This window comes from Microbacterium sp. LCT-H2 (assembly GCF_001866135.1).
Classification (GTDB): domain Bacteria; phylum Actinomycetota; class Actinomycetes; order Actinomycetales; family Microbacteriaceae; genus Microbacterium.
The window spans coordinates 110,737-131,470 of record NZ_MODW01000001.1 but is presented as its reverse complement, the minus strand read 5'-3'; the positions used below and the strand labels follow the sequence as shown (position 1 = coordinate 131,470).

At 71.1% G+C, this 20,734-nt stretch carries 23 protein-coding genes; 10 read left to right on the top strand and 13 right to left on the bottom strand.

Going from position 1 to position 20,734, the window contains the following annotated elements; genetic code table 11:
• Positions 1 to 96: 96 nt before the first annotated feature.
• Positions 97 to 525 (top strand): YciI family protein, encoded by a 429-nt coding sequence (locus BK819_RS00575; RefSeq protein WP_071327464.1) that lies wholly within the window; start codon positions 97 to 99, stop codon positions 523 to 525.
• Between the two features lie 13 nt (positions 526 to 538).
• Complete coding sequence (locus tag BK819_RS00570) at positions 539 to 1,834, top strand: RNA polymerase sigma factor (RefSeq protein WP_071327463.1); 1,296 nt, start codon at positions 539 to 541, stop codon at positions 1,832 to 1,834.
• Positions 1,835 to 1,930: 96 nt separating this feature from the next.
• On the opposite strand, the gene BK819_RS00565 is transcribed toward BK819_RS00570, so the two are convergent.
• On the bottom strand, positions 1,931 to 2,203 hold the full coding sequence (locus tag BK819_RS00565; RefSeq protein WP_025103755.1) for a GlsB/YeaQ/YmgE family stress response membrane protein: 273 nt from the start codon (positions 2,201 to 2,203) through the stop codon (positions 1,931 to 1,933).
• Positions 2,204 to 2,364: 161 nt separating this feature from the next.
• Positions 2,365 to 3,285: a Bax inhibitor-1/YccA family protein gene (locus BK819_RS00560; RefSeq protein WP_071327462.1), complete on the bottom strand. Its 921-nt coding sequence runs from the start codon at positions 3,283 to 3,285 to the stop codon at positions 2,365 to 2,367.
• Between the two features lie 92 nt (positions 3,286 to 3,377).
• Between BK819_RS00560 and BK819_RS00555 the strand changes: the two genes are divergently transcribed.
• The gene (locus tag BK819_RS00555; RefSeq protein ID WP_071327461.1) at positions 3,378 to 4,364 is read left to right on the top strand and encodes a glycerophosphodiester phosphodiesterase family protein; all 987 of its coding nucleotides are present in this window, start codon (positions 3,378 to 3,380) and stop codon (positions 4,362 to 4,364) included.
• A 10-nt stretch (positions 4,365 to 4,374) separates the two neighbouring features.
• Here BK819_RS00555 and BK819_RS00550 read toward each other — a convergent pair whose 3' ends face one another.
• Entirely contained in the window at positions 4,375 to 4,773 is a 399-nt protein-coding gene (locus BK819_RS00550) for a YccF domain-containing protein (protein ID WP_071327460.1), read from the bottom strand.
• An 89-nt stretch (positions 4,774 to 4,862) separates the two neighbouring features.
• Here BK819_RS00550 and BK819_RS00545 point away from each other — a divergent pair, with 89 nt between their 5' ends.
• From BK819_RS00545 to ligD, 6 genes are all read left to right on the top strand, one after another.
• Positions 4,863 to 5,852, top strand: a complete 990-nt coding sequence (locus tag BK819_RS00545; RefSeq protein WP_071327459.1) for an ABC transporter ATP-binding protein — start codon at positions 4,863 to 4,865, stop codon at positions 5,850 to 5,852.
• The gene (locus BK819_RS00540; protein ID WP_071327458.1) at positions 5,849 to 6,865 is read left to right on the top strand and encodes an ABC transporter permease; all 1,017 of its coding nucleotides are present in this window, start codon (positions 5,849 to 5,851) and stop codon (positions 6,863 to 6,865) included. Before BK819_RS00545 ends, BK819_RS00540 begins: the two co-directional genes overlap by 4 nt.
• Positions 6,866 to 6,945: 80 nt before the next feature.
• Complete coding sequence (locus BK819_RS00535) at positions 6,946 to 7,557, top strand: LysE family translocator (protein ID WP_071327457.1); 612 nt, start codon at positions 6,946 to 6,948, stop codon at positions 7,555 to 7,557.
• 44 nt (positions 7,558 to 7,601) lie between these two features.
• Entirely contained in the window at positions 7,602 to 10,055 is a 2,454-nt protein-coding gene (locus BK819_RS00530) for an ATP-dependent helicase (protein ID WP_071327456.1), read from the top strand.
• A gap of 44 nt (positions 10,056 to 10,099) precedes the next feature.
• The gene (locus BK819_RS00525; protein ID WP_071327455.1) at positions 10,100 to 11,239 is read left to right on the top strand and encodes an SseB family protein; all 1,140 of its coding nucleotides are present in this window, start codon (positions 10,100 to 10,102) and stop codon (positions 11,237 to 11,239) included.
• Positions 11,240 to 11,302: 63 nt separating this feature from the next.
• The gene (gene ligD / locus BK819_RS00520; protein WP_071327454.1) at positions 11,303 to 12,373 is read left to right on the top strand and encodes a non-homologous end-joining DNA ligase; all 1,071 of its coding nucleotides are present in this window, start codon (positions 11,303 to 11,305) and stop codon (positions 12,371 to 12,373) included.
• A gap of 6 nt (positions 12,374 to 12,379) precedes the next feature.
• Here ligD and BK819_RS00515 read toward each other — a convergent pair whose 3' ends face one another.
• A complete protein-coding gene (locus BK819_RS00515) occupies positions 12,380 to 13,423 on the bottom strand; it encodes an ATP-dependent DNA ligase (RefSeq protein WP_025103765.1) in 1,044 nt (347 codons plus the stop codon).
• Between the two features lie 43 nt (positions 13,424 to 13,466).
• Complete coding sequence (locus BK819_RS00510; protein WP_071327453.1) at positions 13,467 to 14,918, bottom strand: NAD(P)/FAD-dependent oxidoreductase; 1,452 nt, start codon at positions 14,916 to 14,918, stop codon at positions 13,467 to 13,469.
• A 65-nt stretch (positions 14,919 to 14,983) separates the two neighbouring features.
• Between BK819_RS00510 and BK819_RS00505 the strand changes: the two genes are divergently transcribed.
• Positions 14,984 to 15,466, top strand: coding sequence for a hypothetical protein (locus tag BK819_RS00505; protein ID WP_025103767.1), 483 nt, complete (start codon positions 14,984 to 14,986; stop codon positions 15,464 to 15,466).
• Between the two features lie 79 nt (positions 15,467 to 15,545).
• Here BK819_RS00505 and BK819_RS00500 read toward each other — a convergent pair whose 3' ends face one another.
• The 8 genes from BK819_RS00500 to BK819_RS00465 all read right to left on the bottom strand — a co-directional run bounded on the left by BK819_RS00500 (position 15,546) and on the right by BK819_RS00465 (position 20,731).
• Positions 15,546 to 16,781 carry an acyl-CoA dehydrogenase family protein gene (locus BK819_RS00500; RefSeq protein WP_071327452.1) on the bottom strand — a complete coding sequence of 412 codons (1,236 nt, stop codon included), beginning with the start codon at positions 16,779 to 16,781 and terminating at the stop codon, positions 15,546 to 15,548.
• Positions 16,782 to 16,848: 67 nt separating this feature from the next.
• Entirely contained in the window at positions 16,849 to 17,514 is a 666-nt protein-coding gene (locus BK819_RS00495; RefSeq protein WP_071327451.1) for a TetR/AcrR family transcriptional regulator, read from the bottom strand.
• 9 nt (positions 17,515 to 17,523) lie between these two features.
• The gene (locus BK819_RS00490) at positions 17,524 to 17,811 is read right to left on the bottom strand and encodes a hypothetical protein (protein ID WP_071327450.1); all 288 of its coding nucleotides are present in this window, start codon (positions 17,809 to 17,811) and stop codon (positions 17,524 to 17,526) included.
• The gene (locus BK819_RS00485; protein WP_071327449.1) at positions 17,808 to 18,251 is read right to left on the bottom strand and encodes a glycohydrolase toxin TNT-related protein; all 444 of its coding nucleotides are present in this window, start codon (positions 18,249 to 18,251) and stop codon (positions 17,808 to 17,810) included. The genes BK819_RS00490 and BK819_RS00485 overlap by 4 nt, the downstream gene beginning before the upstream one ends.
• Positions 18,248 to 18,532, bottom strand: a complete 285-nt coding sequence (locus BK819_RS00480) for a hypothetical protein (RefSeq protein WP_071327448.1) — start codon at positions 18,530 to 18,532, stop codon at positions 18,248 to 18,250. Before BK819_RS00480 ends, BK819_RS00485 begins: the two co-directional genes overlap by 4 nt.
• Positions 18,529 to 19,992, bottom strand: a complete 1,464-nt coding sequence (locus BK819_RS00475) for a TNT domain-containing protein (protein WP_071327447.1) — start codon at positions 19,990 to 19,992, stop codon at positions 18,529 to 18,531. Before BK819_RS00475 ends, BK819_RS00480 begins: the two co-directional genes overlap by 4 nt.
• A complete protein-coding gene (locus BK819_RS00470) occupies positions 19,989 to 20,318 on the bottom strand; it encodes a type VII secretion target (RefSeq protein ID WP_071327446.1) in 330 nt (109 codons plus the stop codon). The genes BK819_RS00475 and BK819_RS00470 overlap by 4 nt, the downstream gene beginning before the upstream one ends.
• Entirely contained in the window at positions 20,318 to 20,731 is a 414-nt protein-coding gene (locus tag BK819_RS00465; RefSeq protein WP_062635924.1) for a YbaB/EbfC family nucleoid-associated protein, read from the bottom strand. The genes BK819_RS00470 and BK819_RS00465 overlap by 1 nt, the downstream gene beginning before the upstream one ends.
• Between the last annotated feature and the right edge of the window lie 3 nt (positions 20,732 to 20,734).

The window sequence follows — 20,734 nt, the reverse complement described above, 5'->3', positions numbered from 1 at the left end:
GGAGGAATTTTTCGCCCGATGTCGATCTCCGCCGTTCCCGTTCGACGTCTGTGATGAGAGGGTCGAGGAACGGCCCTTCGGAACAAGGAGAACATCATGAAGTTCATGCTCATCATGCGCGCGACCGACGACGTGGTGGCGGCCTACCAGGAGATGCCCTTCGAGCAGGTCATCGAGGCGATGGGTCGTTACAACGAGTCGATGATGAAGGCGGGCGTCCTCGTCGCTGGGGAGGGCCTGACCGACGCGGCGGAGGGCTTCGTCGTCGACTTCAGCGCCGAGAAGCCGCTGATCACGGACGGCCCCTACGGGGAGACGAAGGAGCTCTTCAACGGCTTCTGGATCATCGAGGTCTCCTCGCGCGAGGAGGCCGCGGAGTGGGCGAGCCGGGCGCCGCTCGGAGCGGGATCGTTCCTCGAGGTGCGCCGGGTGACCGGCCCGGAGGACTTCCCCGCCGACAACGAGTGGATCGAGAAGGAGGCGGGCTGGCGGGAGGAGCAGGCCCGCCGCGCCGAGCAGGCGTGACGACGCTCCGCTGATGGACGGCTCGTTCGACCCCGTGGCGAACTCGGCCGCCTCCGCGCAGGAGGCGGCCGAGCGGGCCGTCGCGGCCGTGTGGCGAATCGAAGCCGCGCGCATCGTCGGCACGCTGACGCGGATGGTCGGCGACTTCGGCCTGGCGGAGGACCTCGCGCAGGAGGCCTTGGTCGCCGCGCTGCGGCAATGGCCCGCCGAGGGCGTCCCGCGGAACCCCGCCGCGTGGCTCACAGCCGTGGCGAAGCGGAAGGCGGTGGACGGATGGCGACGCCGCGAGCGGCTGGACGACCGTCTCGCGCTGATCGCGCACGACCTCGAACAGGAGCAGGCGGAGGGCCACGAGCTGCCGTGGGACCCGGATGCCGTGGACGACGATGTGCTGCGCCTCCTCTTCATCGCGTGCCACCCGGTCCTCTCTCGGGAGGCGCAGGTCGTGTTGACGCTGCGGGTCGTCGGCGGGCTGTCGAGCGAGGAGATCGCCCGCGCCTTCCTGGTCCCCACGGCGACCGTGCAACAGCGGATCGTGCGCGCGAAGAAGACGCTGGCGGCGGCACACGCGCCGTTCGAGGTGCCGCCGCGGGAGGAGCATGCGGCGCGGCTCGGCGCGGTCCTCGGGGTGCTCTACCTCATCTTCAACGAAGCGCACGCGGCCAGCAGCGGTCCGGAGTGGATGCGGCCGGAACTGAGCGACGAGGCCATCCGGCTCGCCAGGGTGCTCGCCGCGCTGCAGCCTCGCGAACCGGAGGTGCACGGTCTGCTCGCGCTCCTGGAGCTCACGGCCGCACGCTTCCCCGCACGGACCGACCGGAACGGGGACCCGGTGCTGCTCGCCGATCAGGACCGTCGGCGGTGGGACCGCAGCCGCATCGCGCGGGGGAGAGCGGCACTGGCGCGGGCGGACGGGCTCGGCCGTGGACGCGGGCCGTACAGTCTGCAGGCCGCCATCGCCGAATGCCATGCCGTCGCGCCGTCCGTGGAGGAGACCGACTGGGATCGCATCGTCGTCCTCTACGAGGCGCTCGGCCGGCTCACCCCGTCCCCGGTGGTGGAGCTCAATCGCGCGGCCGCCGTGGCCATGGCGACCGGGCCCGCTTCCGCGCTGAAGATGCTCGATGAGCTGGCTGCGTCCGGGGCGCTGCGCGGCTACCACCTGCTCCCGGCCACGCGGGGCGAGCTGCTGCGCCGACTCGGCCGGGAGAGCGAGGCACGCAGCGAGTTCGCCGTGGCCGCGGGGCTGGCCGGCAACGACCGTGAGCGCGGACTCCTGGAGCGCAAGGCGCGGGGAACGGCGAGCTGACCGTCCGCGGCACGAAAAGACCCGCCCCTCACGGATGCTCTCGCAGCCGTGAGGGACGGGCGTGGGTGACGCGGGGCGCGTCGAGGGGGGTCTGCGTCAGTCGTTGACCCGCTGGCCGCGGCCGGCGATGAGGCCGTAGATCAGCAGCACGATGATCGAACCGCCGATGGCGAGGAGCCAGGTGCCGAGGTCCCAGAACTCGGTGAGCGGACGGTTGAGGATCAGGCTGCCGAGCCAGCCGCCGAGCAGGGCGCCGACGACGCCGAGCAGCAGGGTGATGAACCATCCGCCGCCCTGCTTACCGGGCAGGATCAGCTTGGCGATGGCTCCGGCGATGAGGCCGAGAAGAAGAAAGCCGAGAAAACTCATGGTCAGCTCCTTGGGTCAGGAGCCCCGGGGTGCCGGGGCTTCGTGACACCTACTGTGCCCGGCCGCGGAATCGCGTGCCAACCCCTTGCGCGCTCCCTCCCGGATATGGCAAGAGGCCCGCCTCCCAGGGAGACGGGCCTCTCGTCGCGACGGGTCGCGCGTCAGTTGTTGCCGCGGGCGATGGCGATGATCCGAAGGATCTCGACGTACAGCCAGACGACGGTGACCATGATGCCGAAGCCGCCGAGCCAGCCGTACTTGCGGGGAGCGCCGTTGCGGACGCCCTGCTGGATCTGGTCGAAGTCGAGCACCAGCGAGTAGGCCGCCATGATCACGACGAGGACACCGATGATGAGGCCGAGCGGAATGCCCATGATCGGCTGGCTGAGCATGCCGAACGCGTTGGTGTTGACGCCGGTCCACATGAGAACGAGGTTCAGGAGCGAGAAGACCAGGTAGCCGATCATCGCGATCATGAAGATCTTCGTGGCCTTCTTCGAGGCGCGGATCTTGCCGCTCGCGAAGAGGGCGAGAGTCACGCCGACGACCGAGACGGTCGCGAGCGTCGCCTGGAAGACGATGCCGGGCCAGCGGACCTCGAAGAACGCCGAGATGCCGCCGATGAAGAGACCCTCGAAGGCCGCGTAGGCGAAGATCAGCGCGGGGCGGACCTTCTTGCGCGAGGTGAAGGTGATGACCATCGCCAGCACGAAGCCGCCGAGCGCCCCGAGGGCCCAGGGCAGCACGTTGACGGCGGCGGGGTTGTACGGGTCGTAGCGCGGCACGTCGAGGCCGCCGAGCGTCAGCACCCAGCCGACGACGGCGGTGACGAGGAGGATGCCGAAGAGGCCGGCGGTCTTCCACACGGTGTCTTCGACGGACATCCGGTCGGTCTCGAGCGCGCCTGCGGCGGGAGCGGCGTACATGCCCTCGAGCTGTGCGTTGGCGGCGGCATCCATCGCGCCGTGCTGGAGCGACGCGGCCTGCGCGCCCTGAGCGCCCTGGGGCGCACCCGGGTAGGTCGCGACGTTGCGCGGGTCCTGCTGCTGGAAAGCAGGATTGTTGAAAGCGAAGTTGCTCATCAGGTGGGCCTCACTCCAAAAGGGGGGTCGTAGGTCGCTTTCCTCCACGATACCCGTGAGGCGACACTCCCGGGGTGCCTTACGCTGTGAGCGTGCCCAGCAAATCCCCGCTCGTCATCGGGCACCGCGGTGCCCCGGGCCACCGACCGGAGCACACCCGTTCGTCCTACGAGCTCGCTCTCGCGACGGGGGTCGACGCGGTCGAGCCGGACGTGGTCGCCACCCAGGACGGCGTCCTGGTCGTGCGGCACGAGAACGAGATCTCCGGCACCACGGACGTCGCCGATCACCCGGAGTTCGCGGATCGCCGCACGACGAGGCGCGTGGACGGTGCCGCACTGACCGGCTGGTTCACGGAGGACTTCACCTGGGCGGAGCTGTCCACGCTGCGCTGCCGGGAACGGCTCCCGAAGCTCCGGGCATCCAGCGCCTCCTGCGACGGCACGGAGCCGATCCTGCGCCTGCGCGACGTCCTCGACCTCGTGCGGGCGGCAGCACAGGAGCAGGGCCGGCCGATCGGCGTCGTGCTCGAGGTGAAGCACGCCACGCATTTCGCACGCATCGGACTCGACCTCGCGCCCCTCATCGCGCGGGAGCTGCGCGACGCCGGGTGGGCGGCGGGGGAGCTGCCGCTGATCGTGGAGAGCTTCGAGTCGACCGTGCTCGGGCAGCTCCGCGCCGCGGGCGTCGACGCGAGCTTCGTCTACCTCATCGAGGCGGCGGGACAGCCGTACGACCTCCTCGTCGCCGAGGGGGCGAAGGTCCTGAGCTACCCGGAGACCGTGACCCCCGGGAATCTGGACCGCCTGGTCGGTCGGATCGACGGGATCAGCGTCGACAAGAAGATGCTCCTGGTGCCGGGCACGACGCTGGTCGCCGATGCGCACGCCCGCGGCCTGACCGTCTTCGCGTGGACCTGCCGCCCGGAGAACGCCTTCCTCGCGGCGCCCTACCGCGGACCGGGAGGCAAGAGCGCGTTCGGGCACTACGAGGCCGAGTGGGGCGTGATCGCCCGGCAGGGCGTGGATGGCGTCTTCGTCGACCACCCCGACCTCGGCGTCGCGTTCTTCCGCGGCTGACCCGCCGGCGTCAGAGCGTGCGGTCGAACGCGCCCTGACGAGTGGAGACGATCTCCTTGCCGAGCGGCATGAGCGACACCGGGACCATTTTGAAGTCGGCGATGCCCATGGGGATGCCGATGATGGTGATGCACAGCGCGAGTCCCGACACGATGTGGCCGAGCGCGAGCCACCACCCCGCGAGGATGACCCAGAGCACGTTCCCGAGGAACGACCCGACGCCGGCCGTCGGCTTGCTGACGACCTCGCGGCCGAACGGCCAGATGGCGTAGGCGGCGATGCGGAACGAGGCGATGGCCCAGGGGACCGTGATGATCGGGATGCACAGCAGCAGGCCGGCCAGCACGTAGCCGAGGAAGAGCGCCCAGCCCGCGAGGATGACCCAGATGATGTTGAGGATCGTGCGCATACAGCGATTGTGTCACCCGCGGCGCGGCACGGCTGGGCATCAGCCCGGAGGTCCCCGGCGCTCGCGCCCCGCGATGCCAGACTGACCGCATGACCGGAATAGTGGTGGATGACGTCAGCAGGGCGTTCGGGGACGTGCAGGCCGTGCGAGGGGCCACGTTGCGCGCAGAGGCGGGAAGGGTGACGGGTCTGGTGGGCCCGAACGGCGCGGGCAAGACGACGCTGCTCCTGATGCTCGCCTCGTTGCTCGCCCCCGACAGCGGGTCGATCCGCATCGGCGGCATCGACCCCGAAGCCGACCCGCTCGCCGCCCGTCGCGTGCTGGGGTGGATGCCGGATGCCCTCGGCGCCTGGCCCTCCCTCACCGCCCGCGAGACGATCGTGACCACGGCCCGGCTCTACGGGATCGACCGCGCGGACGCGGAGCGGCGGGCGCAGCACCTTCTCGGTCTCGTCGGTCTGGGGGAGCTCGCTGATTCCGCCGCGAAGGTGCTCTCCCGTGGGCAGAAGCAGAAGCTCGGCCTCGCCCGCGCTCTCGTCCACGACCCGCAGGTGCTGCTTCTCGACGAGCCGGCGTCCGGCCTCGATCCCGAGGCCCGCGTGCAGCTGCGGGTGCTGCTGCGCCGCTTCGCGGCCGAAGGGCGCACGGTCCTCATCTCCAGCCACGTGCTGTCCGAGCTGGAAGAGGTCGTCGACGACGCCGTCTTCCTCGTCGGCGGGGCCGTCGTGGACGCCGCTCCGGCGCAGAGCACGGTCCGCGCGTGGCGGGTGCGGCTTGCCGGCGCGACCGCGGAGCGTCTGAACGCGGACACCTGGCAGGTCGCCTCGGCCCTCGGACGGGCTCCCGAGTCCCTCGCCGTGGACCGCGGCGCCGTCCTCGTCGGCTTCCCCGGGGAGGATGACGCCGCCCAGTCACTGCGCCTCCTCGTGGAGGCGGGGCTGCCGGTCGCGGAGTTCGCGCCCGCGCAGAGCGATCTGGAGCATACGTTCCTCGCGCTCCGGCACCCGCACCCGCCCGCGGGGACGACCCCGCCGCCCCCGCCGCCTGCGGCACCCCACGGAACGGAGGCGGGAGCATGAGTCTCGCGAACATCGGCGTCATCGCGCGCCTGGAACTGACCCAGCGGCTGCGGAGCGTCGGCTGGTACGTGCTCCTCGGCATCTTCGCACTGGTGCTCCTCGGCGTCACCGGCCTGTCGTTCGCCGTGTACTCCTGGGGGGAGGACGTGGGGGCGGGCGTGTCGTCCATCGTCGTCAACGTGGTCCTGCTGCTCGTCGTGCTCGTCTCTCCCACGCTCAGCGGCAACGCCATCAACGGCGACCGGGAGGCGGCCACGCTCGCGCCGATCCAGGTCACCGCGGCGTCGACCGGCGACATCATGCTGGGCAAGCTGCTCGCGGCGATCGCGACGGGCGGCGCGTTCCTCCTGGTGGCGGTTCCCTTCCTCGCGGCGTCGCTGCTGGCGGGCGGGACCGATCCGATCGTGCTGTTCGTGGCGCTGCTCATCCTCGCCGTCGAGATCATCATCGTCGCCGCGATCGGCGTCGGCCTGAGCGGCCTCATCGCCCGGCCGCTGTTCTCCGTCGCGTCCACCTACCTCGTGGTCTCCGCGCTCGTCATCGGCACGATCATCGTCTTCGCGCTCGGCGGCCTGGCGGTGCGCAGCGAGGCGACGAGCTACAGCCGCCCCTACGACAGCAACGGCAACGTGGACTGCGAGAGCTGGGAGGAGTACACGTACGAGGCGCCGCGGTTCGACCTCGTGTGGTGGGCGCTCGCCGCCAACCCGTTCGTCGTGCTGGCTGATGCCACCCCCACCGAGTTCAGCACGGACGGCTATCCGGTCGATCTGTACGGGCAGATCAAGTGGGGCGTCCGCAGCGCGCAGCTCTCGCCGCTGGAGCAGCGCTGGGACGACTGCGATCCGGAGAGCGGTTCGCAGACGGCCGAGCAGGTGATCGACGAGACCGTGCCGAGCTGGTTCGTCGGGCTCGGCGTGCAGGTGGTGCTCGCCGGGGCACTGTTCGCGGGAGCGTGGGCCCGCACTCGGACGCCCGCGCGACGGCTGCCGCCGGGCACCCGCATCGCCTGAGCGGAAGAAGGGGGGATGCGCGTCGCGCGTCGAGCCGGTAGACAGGACACGCGGACCGACCGCCGCGACGGAAGGGCCGCATGAGCATCGCATTCCTCCTCACGACCCTGGTGGTCGTCGCCACCCCGGGAACCGGGGCGGTGTACTCGGTGGCGATCGGGATCTCCCAGGGGGCGAGGGCCGGCGTCGTCGCCGCCCTCGGCTGCACGCTGGGGGTCGTCCCGCACATGATCGCCGCGATCACCGGTCTGGCCGCGATCCTGCACGCCTCCGCCGTCGCCTTCGAGGTCATCAAGTGGTTCGGTGTCGCCTACCTGCTGTACCTCGCGTGGCGGACGCTGCGGGACACTGCGCTGATGTCGGCGGAGGAGGACGCCGTGCCCGTGTCGTCGTGGCGGATCATCCGCACTGCCGTCCTCCTCAACCTCCTGAATCCGAAGCTGACCATCTTCTTCTTCGCCTTCCTGCCGCAGTTCGTCGCCGCCGGAGGCACCGGAGCCACGGCGCAGATGATCGTGCTGAGCCTGGTCTTCATGGCGGTCACCTTCGTCGTGTTCGCCGCGTACGGGGTCTTCGCGGCGACCATGCGCACCCGCGTCCTCACCCGCCCGAAGGTGATGGCGTGGCTGCGGCGCTCCTTCGCGGCGACGTATGTGCTGCTGGCGGGGCGTCTGGCGCTCGAGACCCGTTAGGCCGGGACCTCGATGTCGGTGCCGCCGCCTAGACTCGAGAGGTCATGACCGAAGCCCCTCTCATCGTCCCCGGATCCGTCGGCCTGCAGTCCTCCGGCGCCCCCGCGCAGGACGACCTCCTCGCCGGCCTCAACCCCCAGCAGCTCGAGGCCGTCACGTATCGCGGCCCCGCCCTGCTCATCGTCGCCGGTGCCGGCTCGGGCAAGACGAGCGTGCTCACGCGCCGCATCGCCTCGCTCCTGCGCAGCCGCGAGGCGTGGCCGAGCCAGATCCTCGCCATCACCTTCACCAACAAGGCCGCCGGCGAGATGCGCGAGCGCGTCGAGGGGCTGATCGGCGACGCCGCGCGCGGCATGTGGATCTCCACGTTCCACTCCGCGTGCGTGCGCATCCTCCGCCGCGAGGCGCAGCAGTTCGGGTTCACGAAGAACTTCACCATCTACGACTCCGGAGACTCCCGCGCCCTCCTCAAGCGGCTGGTCAAGGAGCACGAGGCCGATGCCTACGGGCTCACCCCGGCGGCTGTCCAGGGGCGCATCTCCAAGCTCAAGAACGAGCTCTCCGATGCCGAGGCCTATGCGCGCCAGGCCAACATGAGCGACCCGGCTGAGCGCGTCTTCGTCGAGGTCTTCGCCGACTACCAGCGGCAGCTCCAGAAGGCCAACGCCTTCGACTTCGACGACCTCATCGGACAGACGGTCTACCTGTTCCGGGCCTTCCCCCAGGTCGCCGACACCTACCGCCGCCGCTTCCGCCACATCCTCGTCGACGAGTACCAGGACACCAACCACGCCCAGTACGCGCTCATCCACGAGCTCACCCGGCCGGTGTCCGGCGTCGGCTCGACACCGGAGCCGTATGCCGCCAACGGCATGATGATCTTCGAGCCTGACCCCGAGCCGGCGCCGGGAGCCGGCGAGGCCGGGGCGTCGCTGACGGTGGTCGGCGACTCGGATCAGTCGATCTACGCGTTCCGCGGTGCGGACATCCGCAACATCAGCGAGTTCGAGCGCGACTTCCCGGGAGCGAAGGTCGTGCTCCTCGAACAGAACTACCGCTCGACGCAGAACATCCTCTCCGCGGCGAACGCGGTCATCGGCAACAACTTCGACCGCAAGGACAAGAAGCTCTGGAGCGACCGCGGCGAGGGCGACAGGATCATCGGCTTCACCGGCTACTCGCAGCACGACGAGGCCCAGTTCGTCGCCGACGAGATCGAAGCGCTGCACCGCAAGGGCATGCCGTACTCGGAGATGGCCGTCTTCTACCGCACGAACTCGCAGTCCCGTGCGCTGGAGGAGATCTTCATCCGCTCGGCCGTGCCGTACAAGATCATGGGCGGCACCAAGTTCTACGAGCGCGCCGAGATCAAGGACGCGCTGGCCTACCTCGTCGCGGTTGCGAACCCCGCCGACGAGATGGCGGTCCGCCGCATCCTCAACAAGCCCCGGCGCGGCATCGGCGACGTCACCGAGACCGCCATCGCCCGCTTCGCCGAGGAGCACGGCATCTCCTTCCGCGATGCCCTGTCGCTGCCCGGCCAGCTCGGCGTCGGCCCGAAGATCCAGGCAGCCATCGCCCAGCTCGACGCCGTGCTCGCCGAGGCGACGGCGATCATGCTGCCGCCGACGGGGGAGGTGCCGCCGCCCACCTCCGTGGCGGACGGGCTCAGCCTGCTGCTCTCCAAGAGCGGCTACCTCGACGCGCTGCGCGCCAGCCGCGATCCGCAGGACGAGGCCCGCGTGGAGAACCTCGACGAGTTCGTGGCCGTGACCCGCGACTTCGCGCGCAACAACCCCGAGGGCACCATCACCGACTTCCTCACCGAGGTCGCGCTGGTCTCCGACGCGGACGACCTCGACGACGAGTCCGGATCGGTCTCGCTCATGACTATGCACACCGCCAAGGGACTGGAGTACGACGCGGTCTTCGTCACCGGCGTCGAGGAAGACCTCATCCCGCACCGCATCTCGGCGGGAGAGCCCGGCGGCCCGCAGGAGGAGCGGCGCCTGTTCTACGTGGGCATCACCCGCGCCCGCAAGCGCCTGCACCTGTCCCTGGCGATGACCCGCGCGCAGTTCGGCGAGGTGACCGTCGCCATGCCCAGCCGATTCCTGCAGGAGATCCCGGCCTCCCTCATCGACTGGCGGCAGTCCCCGGGCGACGTGAACTCCCGCGGAGGTATGCAGTCGCGTGCGCTGAACGCCCGTCGCTCCGGTGGGTCGGGCGACCGCTTCGGCGTGAAGGCCCTGCCCCGCGACTCCCTCAAGCCGCTCTCGACGGCGATGGACAAGATCCCCAACCGCGTCACCGCCAAGATGCGCGACAACGGCGACCTCGAGCTCGCCGCCGGTGACCGCATCCGGCACGACGACTTCGGCGAGGGAAGGGTCGACGCCGTCACTGGCGAAGGCGCCAAGCGCATCGCCCATGTCCGGTTCGACACGGCAGGGCAGAAGAAGCTGCTCATCAAGGTCGCCCCGATCCAGAAGCTCTGACGTCGCGGCGGAGAGGGCGGGGAGACACGGTTAGGCTGGCTCCCATGGCCCTCTTCTCCCGCCGCAAGAAGTCCGGCGACGACGCCGTCGCTCCCGCCCCCTCCGCCGCTCCGGCCACCGAGAGCGAGGAGGACGCGAGCACGGCGACCGAGGAGTCGGAGGCGTCGACGGCCGAGGCATCGCCCACCGTCGGCATCTCGGTTCAGGCGTTCCGCGGTGTCGGCGCCGAAGCCGGGCCCGAGGTCGCGCTTCCGGATCCGGAGGCCGCGGCGGCAGCCGCAGCGCCCGCTGCCGCGCCGACGCCGCCCAGCCCCACCGCGGAGCCTGCGGCACCGGCGGCCGAGCGGAAGCTCCCGCTCGCTCCCGCGCTCCCGCCGGAGCAGACCGAGACCGTGGCGGGCATGAAGGACAACGTCCTCCTGCGCGAGTCCCTGGCGCAGGTCGAGGCGGGCGCCTCCAACGAGCAGCTCCTCGGGGTGCTCCGCCAGGCTCTCCAAGGGCACCTCTACATCCGCGTGAACGGCGATGCCCGCGCGCAGATCAGCGAGGGCAAGCCGCTGGCCGTCGCCGTGGTCCGCGACGGGGAGCGCCAGTTCATGCTGGCGTTCAGCTCGGCGGCCGCCGTCCGGGATTCCGTGCAGCTCGAAGCTGATCCGTCCGCGACCTCCGCTGTCGCCCAGCCGACGACCTCGGTCATGCAGCAGGTCGTGTCCGGTGACTTCGCGGGCCTCATCATCGACAACGCGTCCGCGCCGCATCGTGTGGTGTTCCCCACCGAGCTCCTGCAGAAGACGCTCGAGCAGGCCGACGTCGACATGACCGTGAAGTCCCTGCTCGCGGCACCGCGGGAGCAGGACTCGCCCGCCAAGGTGGGCGAGGCTCTCGCCACGACGCGCATGTGGGTGGCCGTGAACGACGGATCCGGCACCGGGCAGGTCGGCATCGCCGAGGCGCAGACCGCCGACGGCCGCCGCTTCCTCCAGCTCTTCTCGCACCCGCTGGAGGTCATCGCGCTCGGCCGGGGCGACCGCCCACTGCCGTTCGAGCCGGACCAGCTCGCGAAGGTGCTGTCGAGCCACTCCGAGATGGCCGGCGTCATCATCGATTCCGCGGGGCCCTCCATGGTGGTGGAGCGCGACGCCCTCGCGCCGGTGCTCGTGCGCGCGGTGCGGATCGAGGACTGACGGCGCGCACACCCGGAGTCGCCAGGGGTTCCGCGGGTCGTGACCGCCCCCTAGGGTCGGAGCATGGCCTCTGAACGCGTGACCCTGACCGTCGCCGACACCGACGGAGAGCGTGAGGTCGCGCTCTCCAGCCCGAACCGCGTCGTCTGGCCCGACCTCGGCATCACCAAGGCCGAGCTCGCCGAGTATGTGCAGCTCGTGTCGGTGCCATTCCTCTCGGCGAACGGCAACCGGCCGGTGTCCCTGGAGCGCTTCCGGGACGGCGTGGGGGCTGCCGGAGGACCGCGTCCGGAGGGATTCTTCTCGAAGAACCCGCCCAAGGGCACGCCGGACTTCGTCGATGCCGTCACCGTGACGTACAACAGCGGCCGCCGCCATCCTCAGATCGTCCTGAACCGCACCAGCGCGATCGTGTGGGCGGTGCAGATGAACACCATCGTCTTCCATCCCTGGGCGTCGCTGGCGACCGATTCCGACAACCCTGTCGAGCTGCGGATCGACCTCGACCCGCAGCCGGGCACCGGCTTCGCCGAGGCCGTCCCCGCGGCCCACGCCCTGCGGGAGGTGCTGCGGGAGGCCGGCCTCGAGGCGTTCGCGAAGACGAGCGGCAACCGGGGCCTGCACGTCTTCGCCCCGATCGAGCCGACCCACGAGTTCCTCGACGTGCGGCATGCCGTGATCGCCGCCGGCCGGGAGCTCGAGCGCCGGATGCCGGAACGGGTCACGACGAACTGGTGGAAGGAGGAGCGCGGCGAGCGCCTCTTCGTCGACTTCAATCAGGCCAACCGCGACCGCACGATGGCCGGTGCCTACAGTCCGCGCGCCCTCCCCGGTGCGACCGTCGCGACGCCCGTGCACTGGGAGGAGCTCGACGACCTCGACCCGCGCGCCTTCACCGTGCGCAGCATCCCGCAGCGGCTGGCGGACGTCGGCGATCCGTGGGCCGACATGCAGGCGAAGCCCGGACGCATCGACACGCTCCTGGAGTGGTGGGAGCGCGACACGGCGAACGGCCTCGGGGAGCTGCCCTTCCCGCCGGAGTTCCCGAAGATGCCGGGCGAGCCGCCGCGCGTGCAGCCGAGCAAGAAGAACGCCGCGAACTGGGACGCCGACGGCAACCCCGTCGACGACTGAGCGGGCTCAGCTCAGGACGTCGGCGAGGTCGTAGCCCTCGACGGTGTCGAGCTGGTCGTACGTGCAGGAGCGGGCGTCGCGGTCCGGCCGCCACCGCTCGAACTGCACGGTGTGACGGAAGCGGGCGCCCTCGAGCTGGTCGTACCGCACCTCCAGCACCCGCTCAGGACGAAGCCGCACGAACGAGACATCCTTCGACCCGCTGAACCGCGAGCGCTCGCCCTCGCCGGTCACCGCCGCGCCGTCCTCGTCACGCTCGACCAACGGTGCGAGCTCCTCCACGAGCTGCTTCCGCTTCGCGTCGCTCCATGCCGCGACCCCGCCGACCTGACGCAGGGTCCCCTCGGCGTCGTAGAGCCCGACGAGCAGCGACCCGACCCCGGTGCCGGACTTGTGGATGCGGTAGCCGAGGGCGACGACGTCGGCGGTCCGCGCGTGCTTGATCTTGAACAGGGTGCGCTTCCCCGGTGCGTACGGCTGCGCCAGCGGCTTGGCCACGACGCCGTCGAGCCCCGCGCCCTCGAACTCCTGGAGCCAGCGGACGGCGGCGTCCCGGTCGCGGGTGGTCCTGGTCAGGTGCAGCGGGTGCTCGACGGACTCCATGAGCGTCTCCAGCCGGGCCCGCCGCGTCTCGAACGACTGGTCCCGCAGGTCGTCCTCCCCGGAGGCGAGCAGGTCGAAGGCGATGAACAGGGCCGGGGTCTCGACGGCGAGCTTGGCGACCCGGGAGGCGGCAGGGTGGATGCGCTGGCTGAGGGCCTCCCAGTCCAGACGCTGCGCGCCGTGCGGACCCGTGGCCACGACGATCTCGCCGTCGAGGAGGCAGGGCACGGGCAGCAGCTCAGGGATCGCATCGACGAGCTCCGGGAAGTAGCGCGTGAGGGGCTTCGCCCCGCGGGACCCGATCTCGACCGTCTCGCCGTCCCAGGCGATGAGCCCCCGGAACCCGTCCCACTTCGGCTCGTAGAGGAGCCCGCCCGGGGTCTTGTCGGGGTCAGGGACGGCCGCGACGGCCTTCGCGAGCATGGGGGCCGGGATCTCGTAGCGCATGCACCCATCCTGGACCGGGCGGCGAGCGGGGGAAAGGGCCGGGTCAGCCGAACAGGTCGTCCAGCTCGGCGGGCGTGCCGGCGTCGCGGAGCACGGTGTGTGCCGCGTGCCATCCGGCCATGCCGTTGACCGCGGGCCCGGGCGGAGTGGAGGACGACGCGAGGTACACGCCGCGCATCGGCGTCCGCCACGGGGCGGGGGAGAGGACGGGACGGCGCACAGCCTGACGTATGTCGAAGACGCCGCCGGAGATGTCGCCGCCGATCTCGGCCGGGTTGATCGCCTCACGGGAGGACGCCGGCACCGCGTGATGGGCGAGGATCCGGTCGCGGAACCCCGGCGCGAACCGCTCGACCTGCGCGGTGATGAGCTCGGTCGGGTCGAGGTCGGAGCCGTTAGGCACGTGGATGTACGCCCAGAGCACGGCCTTGCCGTCGGGTGCCCTGGTGGGGTCGAAGACCGACGGCTGGACGGCCAGGACGTAGGGGCGCTCGGACACGTGGCCGACGGCGACCGCGTTCTCGCTGTTCCACACCTCGTCCCTCGTCCCGGCCACGTGCACGGTCGGTGCGCTCCGTACGAGCTCGTTGGTCCACGGGACCGGGCCGTCGAGCGCGAAGTCGACCTTGGCCGCCGCGGCGCCGTAGCGGTAGCCGCGGAGCGCACGGGCGTACGACGCCGGGACGTCCGGGTGGGTGAGGGCGAGCCGGGGGGAGGTGTTGAGCAGGAGCACGTCGCCGCGGGCGGGGTCGCCCCAGTCCAGGGCGGCGAGGTCGGTGATGCGGACCCCGGTCTCGATCGTGCCGCCGTGGTCTTCGAGATCGGCGACGAGGGCGTCGGCGATGGCCTGCGAGCCGCCGCGGGGGTAGGGCCAGCCGCCGGCATGGGCGAGTCCGGCGAGCAGCAGTCCGGCGGCGGCGCCGGCGAGCGTGGGTTGCGGGGAGTTCGCGTGCGCGACGACTCCGGCCATGAGCGCGGCGGCTTCCTCCGTGCGGAAGGCGGCCCGTGCGAGGGGAGTGCCCTGATCGAGCATGCGGATGGCGTAGCGCACCGCGGTGACCGGGTCCTGCGGGAGGCGGAGGAGCTGGTTCCCGGTGAAGTCCGTGACGCCGTCGATGTGGGTGCTGAGGGGACGGAGCCGGCGCAGCCACGCGTCGCCGTCGATGCCGAGCTCGGCCGCGGTGCGCTCGATGTCGCGCCAGGCGATGGCGGCACGGCCCCCGTCCAGCGGATGGGCGAACGAGATCTCGGGGCGGATCCACTCGATCCGCTCGTCGAGCCCGAACGCCTGGAAGAACGGCGACGCCACGGCCGCAGGGTGGACGGCCGAGCAGACGTCATGGCGGAAGCCCGGGAGGGTGGCCTCCTGGGTGCGCAGACCGCCTCCGACCGTGTCCGCGGCTTCGACCACGCGCACCCGATAGCCGGCGCGGGCCAGGGAGACGGCGGCGGCGAGGCCGTTCGGTCCGGATCCGATGATCGTCGCGAGTGCCATGCGGCCAGTCTCGCACGCACGCCCGCGGTCGGCGGAGGGGGTTGCGCCGTGCGATCCTGGAAGGGATGAATGAAGTCCAGGGCCCGACCCCCGCCGGCACCTCCCGTCCGTACCGCTCGCTTCCCGAGGCGCTCCGCGCCCACCGCATCGATCCGGTGAACCATGCGTTCATCACCGAGATCGTCGAGGCCGCGGGGGTGACCTCGCTGATCGACCGTGGTCGGTACATCGAGGCGATCCGCCGCGAGGGGGCGGCGCTGCACATCGGCCGCACGTACACCAACGGCTTCACGGAGGACGAGGTCGTGACCGTCGGGTCCACCCGCCTCCGCCTGCAGCCCAGCGAGGGACGCGCGCCCTACTTCTACGTGACGCACCCGAGCGAGTTCGCCCCGCAGGCCCCGGTCAAGGCCAAGCGCTCCACGACGCCGCGCACCCCCGCCGCCCCGCGCACGCCCGCGGCCCCGAAGCCCGTCGAGCGCGACTACGGCGTGTGCGACGTGTGCTTCATGGTGAAGACCCCCGCCGGCGGCTGCGGCTGCGACTGAACTGCCGCCTCCTCTGCTTCGAGTCGCGCACTGTGCTGCATCCGGCCGCCGAATCCAGCACAGTGAGCGATTCGAAGGGCTAGGCGAAGGCGCTCATCCCGGTGATGTCGCGTCCGAGCAGCAGGGCCTGCACGGATTCGGTGCCCTCGTAGGTGTGGATGGCCTCGATGTCGGCCAGGTGCTGCATGACGCCGTTCTCCAGGAGGATGCCGTTGCCGCCGAGGAGATCCCGCGCCGTCGCGGCGATCCGCCGGGCCGCCCGGGTGTTGTGGAACTTCGCGAGCGAGGCCTGCGTCGGCCGCAGCGCCCCCGCCTGCTCCAGATCGGCCATCCGGCGGCAGTAGAGCTGCATCGCCGTCAGATCCTCCAGCATGTGCGTGAGCCGCTCCTGCACCATCTGGAACTTCGCGAGCGGCTTGCCGAACTGCACGCGCTGCTTCGCGTAGGCGAGCGCCGCCTCGTAGCAGGCCGTCGCGTGACCCAGCGCCGACCAGGCGACCCCGGACCGGGTGGCGTACAGCACGGTCGAGGCGTCCTTGAAGCTCTTCGTCCCCGGCAGCACCGCGTCCAGCGGCACCCGCACGTCGTCCAGGCGGATGTGGGCCTGATGGATCGCGCGGAGGGAGGCCTTCCCGCGGATCACGGTGCCGGTGTATCCGGGGGTGTCCTGCTCGACGAGGAAGCACCGCACCGCCCCGTGCTCGGCGGCGGACTCGTCCTCGACCCGTGCCCAGACGAACGTGATGCCGCCCGAGGCGCCGTTGCCGATCCACTTCTTGGCACCGCGGAGCACCCAGGAGTCCCCGTCGCGGCGGGCCACGGTCTCCAGCGAGACGGAGTCGGAGCCGTGGTCGGGCTCGGTCAGGGCGAAGGACCCGAGCACCGAGCCGTCGGCGAGTGCCGTGAGCCAGCGGTCCTGCTGGGCGGGCGAGCCGAACAGCGCGAGCGTCCGCAGCGCGAGCCCGCCCTGCACCGCGAGGATCGTGCCGAGGGAGCCGTCGCCGCGCGAGATCTCCATGTTGACCAGGCCTGCGGCGAGCGGGGAGAGCCGGGTCAATGCGGGGTGGTCGACGCCGTCGACGACGAGGTCCATCTCGCCCATGCGGCGGGCGGCGTCGAGCGGGTACTCGGCACGGTCCCACGCCTCGGCCATCTGCGGAGCGACCTCGTCGACATACGCCTTCGCGCGGTCCCAGGCCTTCCGGTCGGCGGCGGGGATGTCGGTGAAGACCGCGTAGTAGTCGCTGTCCTGTCGCCCGGTGACGTCGTAGGACGAGACGCGCTCGCCGGGGAAGGGAGAGGCTTCGGTGCTCATGGGTGCTCCTTCGTGACACCAGGTATCGTACTCCTCGATACTCGGTACCAGGACCGCCTCGGTCGACTCAGTCGAGCTCGGAGCGGAGCCTCCTCGTCACCTCGGCGATCGGCATCGACCGGGGGAAGACCGCCACGACCACGTCGTCCGGAGCGCCCGCGTCGGCGGCCTCGCCCACGCCGTACCGCCGACGCGCATCCGCGAGCGCGGTCTGGAGGGTGGCCAGCGGCACCTTCTTCCGTCCGCGCAGGAGCTGCCGCAGCACGTGGTTGTGCACCGCCGTCACGAGCGCAGCGAAGCCCACCGCGTCCAGCGGATCCACTCCCGGGAGGGCGCTGCGCAGGTATTCGTCGAACAGCCGCTCGTAGCGGAACACGGTGATGATCTCGCGTTCGCGGAGCACCGGCACCTCCCGCACGATCTGATAGCGCCGTCGCGCGAGCTCCGGGTCGTTCGCGAAGTGCGTGAACACCGACTCCGATGCGGCGCAGACCGCGCCCCACGGATCGTCGTGCCCCTCGTCGAGGAACTCCCGGAGCTGCTCCAGGAGGACTTCGTGATCGGCGAAGACCACGTCCTCCTTGCCGCCGAACTGCCGGAAGAAGGTCGACCGGGAGACGCCGGCGGCCTTGGCGATCTGCTCCACGGACGTCTGGTCGAACCCCTGGGCGCTGAAGAGTTCGAGCGCGGCGGCGACGACGCCCCCGGTGCGCAGCTCTGCGGATTCGTGCATGGCGAAAGCCTAGACCGCTGCGGCACCGGCGCCCGACGGCCCCGGCGAGAGCACCCCGCTGACGCGGTTCCAGAGCTGCACACGATGGGCGAAGTCGGCCAGCGCCTCCTGCTCTGCGGCGAACACCCGCAGCGACCCCTCGATCGGCTGCGCGCGCTCGTCCTGGATCCAGGTCTGGTAGCCCTCCCTGCCGTACGACACCACGACGGCGTTCGTCTTGCCCCGGGGGTCGTCGAAGAAGCAGAAGCCGACGGAGCCACGCGCGCGGAGGTCGGCGAGGACGGTGTCGCGGTTCATGCGGATGCTCCGGGGACGGCCAGCTCCCGGACCAGACCGAGACGCAGGTAGAACGTGAGGGGGAGGGGCAGCACGAGCTGGGTCGCGCCGCCGGGGTCGCCGAAGGCCGGGGCCACCGTGCCGCGGAAGATCGGGGCGTCCCAGCGGTAGTAGCCGATGTCCACCAGGTCGTCCAGGTCCCGTCGGAGGACGGCGTCCTCCGAGCGCTCGTACGCCGCGCGGAGGTGGACGCAGTCGCCGACCACGAGGAACTGGTGGTACGCCGCGGGGTTCTCGACCCAGGGCAGGGAGCGCTCCGGGTAGGCGGCCGGCCGTCCGTTCTCCACGAGGTAGACGTAGCGCGTGTTGAGCGGCCCGTACATGTCCCACACCTCCGCGCCGCGGGGGAGCGGCTCGCGATCGATGGCGACGCCGTCGGGTCCGATCCAGAGCTCCGTCATTCCCGGCCCTCGATCCGTCGGACGGCGTGCGCGTCCGACGCCCGGTAGCGGCGCGCGATCCGCAGGAAGAAGTCGAACGCCTCCGACTCCGAGTCGAAGCGGACGGGATCGTGGAATCTGCCGCCGCGCTCGTCCGTCTCCCACACGATCCACGCGTCGCCGTCGCGGTCGATCCACGCCGATGACTGTGGTCGACCGGTGGGGCCGAACCAGTTCGCGGTGGCGGTGAGCTTCTCATCGGCGATGATGCGCTGCACGTCGTCGGAGGTGAGCTCGGTCATGGAATCTCCTTCAGTACGCCGAGTGTGATCAACTGTGCGGCCGTGAGGGGAAGCTGGACCTGCACCCCGCCGCCCGTCGAGCCGAACCCGGGCGCGATGTCTCCTCGGTAGCCCTGCGAACCCAGATACTCGGGCTTGAATCCGCCCGCCAGGAGTTCGTCCTTGACGTGTTGCGGAGCGCGGTCGTAGACGCTTCGAAGATCGGACATGTCGCCGACCACTTCATAGCGGTGGTAGTGGGCCGGGTTCTCCACATACGGGAGGGACCGCTGATCGTAGGTATACGGGCCGTTCTCAGGCACCGGGGACGTGTAGCGGCCCTCCGGAGGGCCGTAGCGGTCGAGGACGTCTCCCACCTGTGGAGTGTGCGGCTGCCGGATCGGCTCGCCGCTCGCATCGAGCACGTACCCGTCGCCGGGAACCTGGCTCCAGTCGATGCTCCCGTCGGGCTGGAGCACGTCCGGTCCCTTGGGGATCTGGACGTCGGGCGGGAGCGTGCCGTTGTCCGCGAAGTCGTCGGCGTACTCCGGGTAGTTGCGGTCGAGGTAGGTCTGGATCTGCTCGTCCGTGAGTGTGCTCTGGTCGCGCACGCTGGGGCTCGCGGGGCCGGAGCTGCCGGGCGAAGAGCCGTCGGGGGACGAGCCCCCGGGGGAGCTGCCGTCAGGGCCGTGCGGGGCTCCGGGGCCGGACGGGCCATGCCCACCGCCCGGGCCGCGCGAGAAGAGGTCGCCGAGGCGCTGGAACAGCGACTTGAGCTCGTCGAGGTGCTTCGTGAGGGCCGTCACGGCGTCCACGAGCTTGAGCACGGTGCCGGAGATCCGGGCGGTCATGGCCGAGACGCGGCTCGTGGCCTGCGCGATGACGTACGGGGTGGCGGTGCCCAGCGACACGACGAGCGTGCTCGCATAGGAGATGAGGGAGCCGACCAGCTGCGACAGGGTGTCGCGCACCAGCTCGTGCACGATCTGCACGAGCATGGACGCGGTCTCCATGCCGGTCTTCATCCCGCCGGCCCAGGCAGCGGCCGCGGAGATGTGGGCGGCGACGTCGGACTGCAGCCGGAGGTAGGCCGCGATCGCCTCGCCCGACATCGAGCTGACGTCGGAGAGGCGGGCGTCGAGGGTCTCGCCCGCCTGCTGCAGCTGCTGCGCGATGTTGCCCCAGGTCGCCGCGAAACCGGCGACTTCGCCCGCATCGCCGGTCAGGTCGTTGAGCCAGCCCTTGAGCGGCTCGAGGTGGTCCATCAGCCACCCCAATCCGGCGGCGATCAGCGAGCCGAGCGGATCCATGGCCGTGGCCACGGTGTTCGCGAGGGCGGAGAAAGACGCCAGTCCTCCGGAGACCCAGTCCCCGCTCTCGATCGCGTTCACGAGGTCGTAGCCGTCCTCGAGCAGACCGGCTCCGCTGAACGGCGTCGTCGGGTCGATCGGTCCCGCCACCAGCGGGTTCGGCGGGGTCATCGGCGAGCGCCCTCCACAGACGACAGCAGCCCGCGGATCGAATCGAGCTGACGCTGCTCTCCCTCGTCGAAGTCGTCCGCCAGGCCGCGGAGCTGCTCCTCGGACTTCTCCAGCATCGTCGCGGCGGCGGTGATCGCGCCCGCGGCGATCGACGAGACGAGCTGCGCCGGGGGGACGAGGAAGGCGCACATCACGCCGAAGGCGCCGCCGCCCACGTTCATCGAGCCGGCGGCGTTCTCGGCGAGCCGGACGTCCGCGGCGATCTGCGCGACGCGCTGGGCGTGCTGGCGGACGGTCTCGGTGTCGACGGCGATCAGCTCGGCCATCAGCGGTACTCGATCTGCGGTCGGCCGTCCTGACTCGGGTCGGGGAGCTCGGCGATCTCCTCACGCAGATGTGCGACCGCCGCGTCCTCCGCGCCGAAGGCCTCCGCCGCGATCTCGACCGCCCGCGCGCCCGCCGCCTTCTGCGCGGTGGCGGCGAGGGTGACGATGAGGGCGCCGAGGGCGGCGGGGGAGCGCTGCAGAGCGGCGTCCGTGAGCGCGACGTCGGCGAGGCGCCCGGAGGCGTCCACCGTCACGGTGACGTCGCGGCCCGGAGAGGCCGCCTGCTCCCGCACGCCCGCGATGTCGTCGCGCACCTGCGCGGCCTGCGCTGCGCGGCGCTCCGCGTCCTTCACCTGCTGCTCGATGCGCGCGCGTGTCGCCACCGGATCAGACCAGTCGAAGGTGTCCGTCATCTC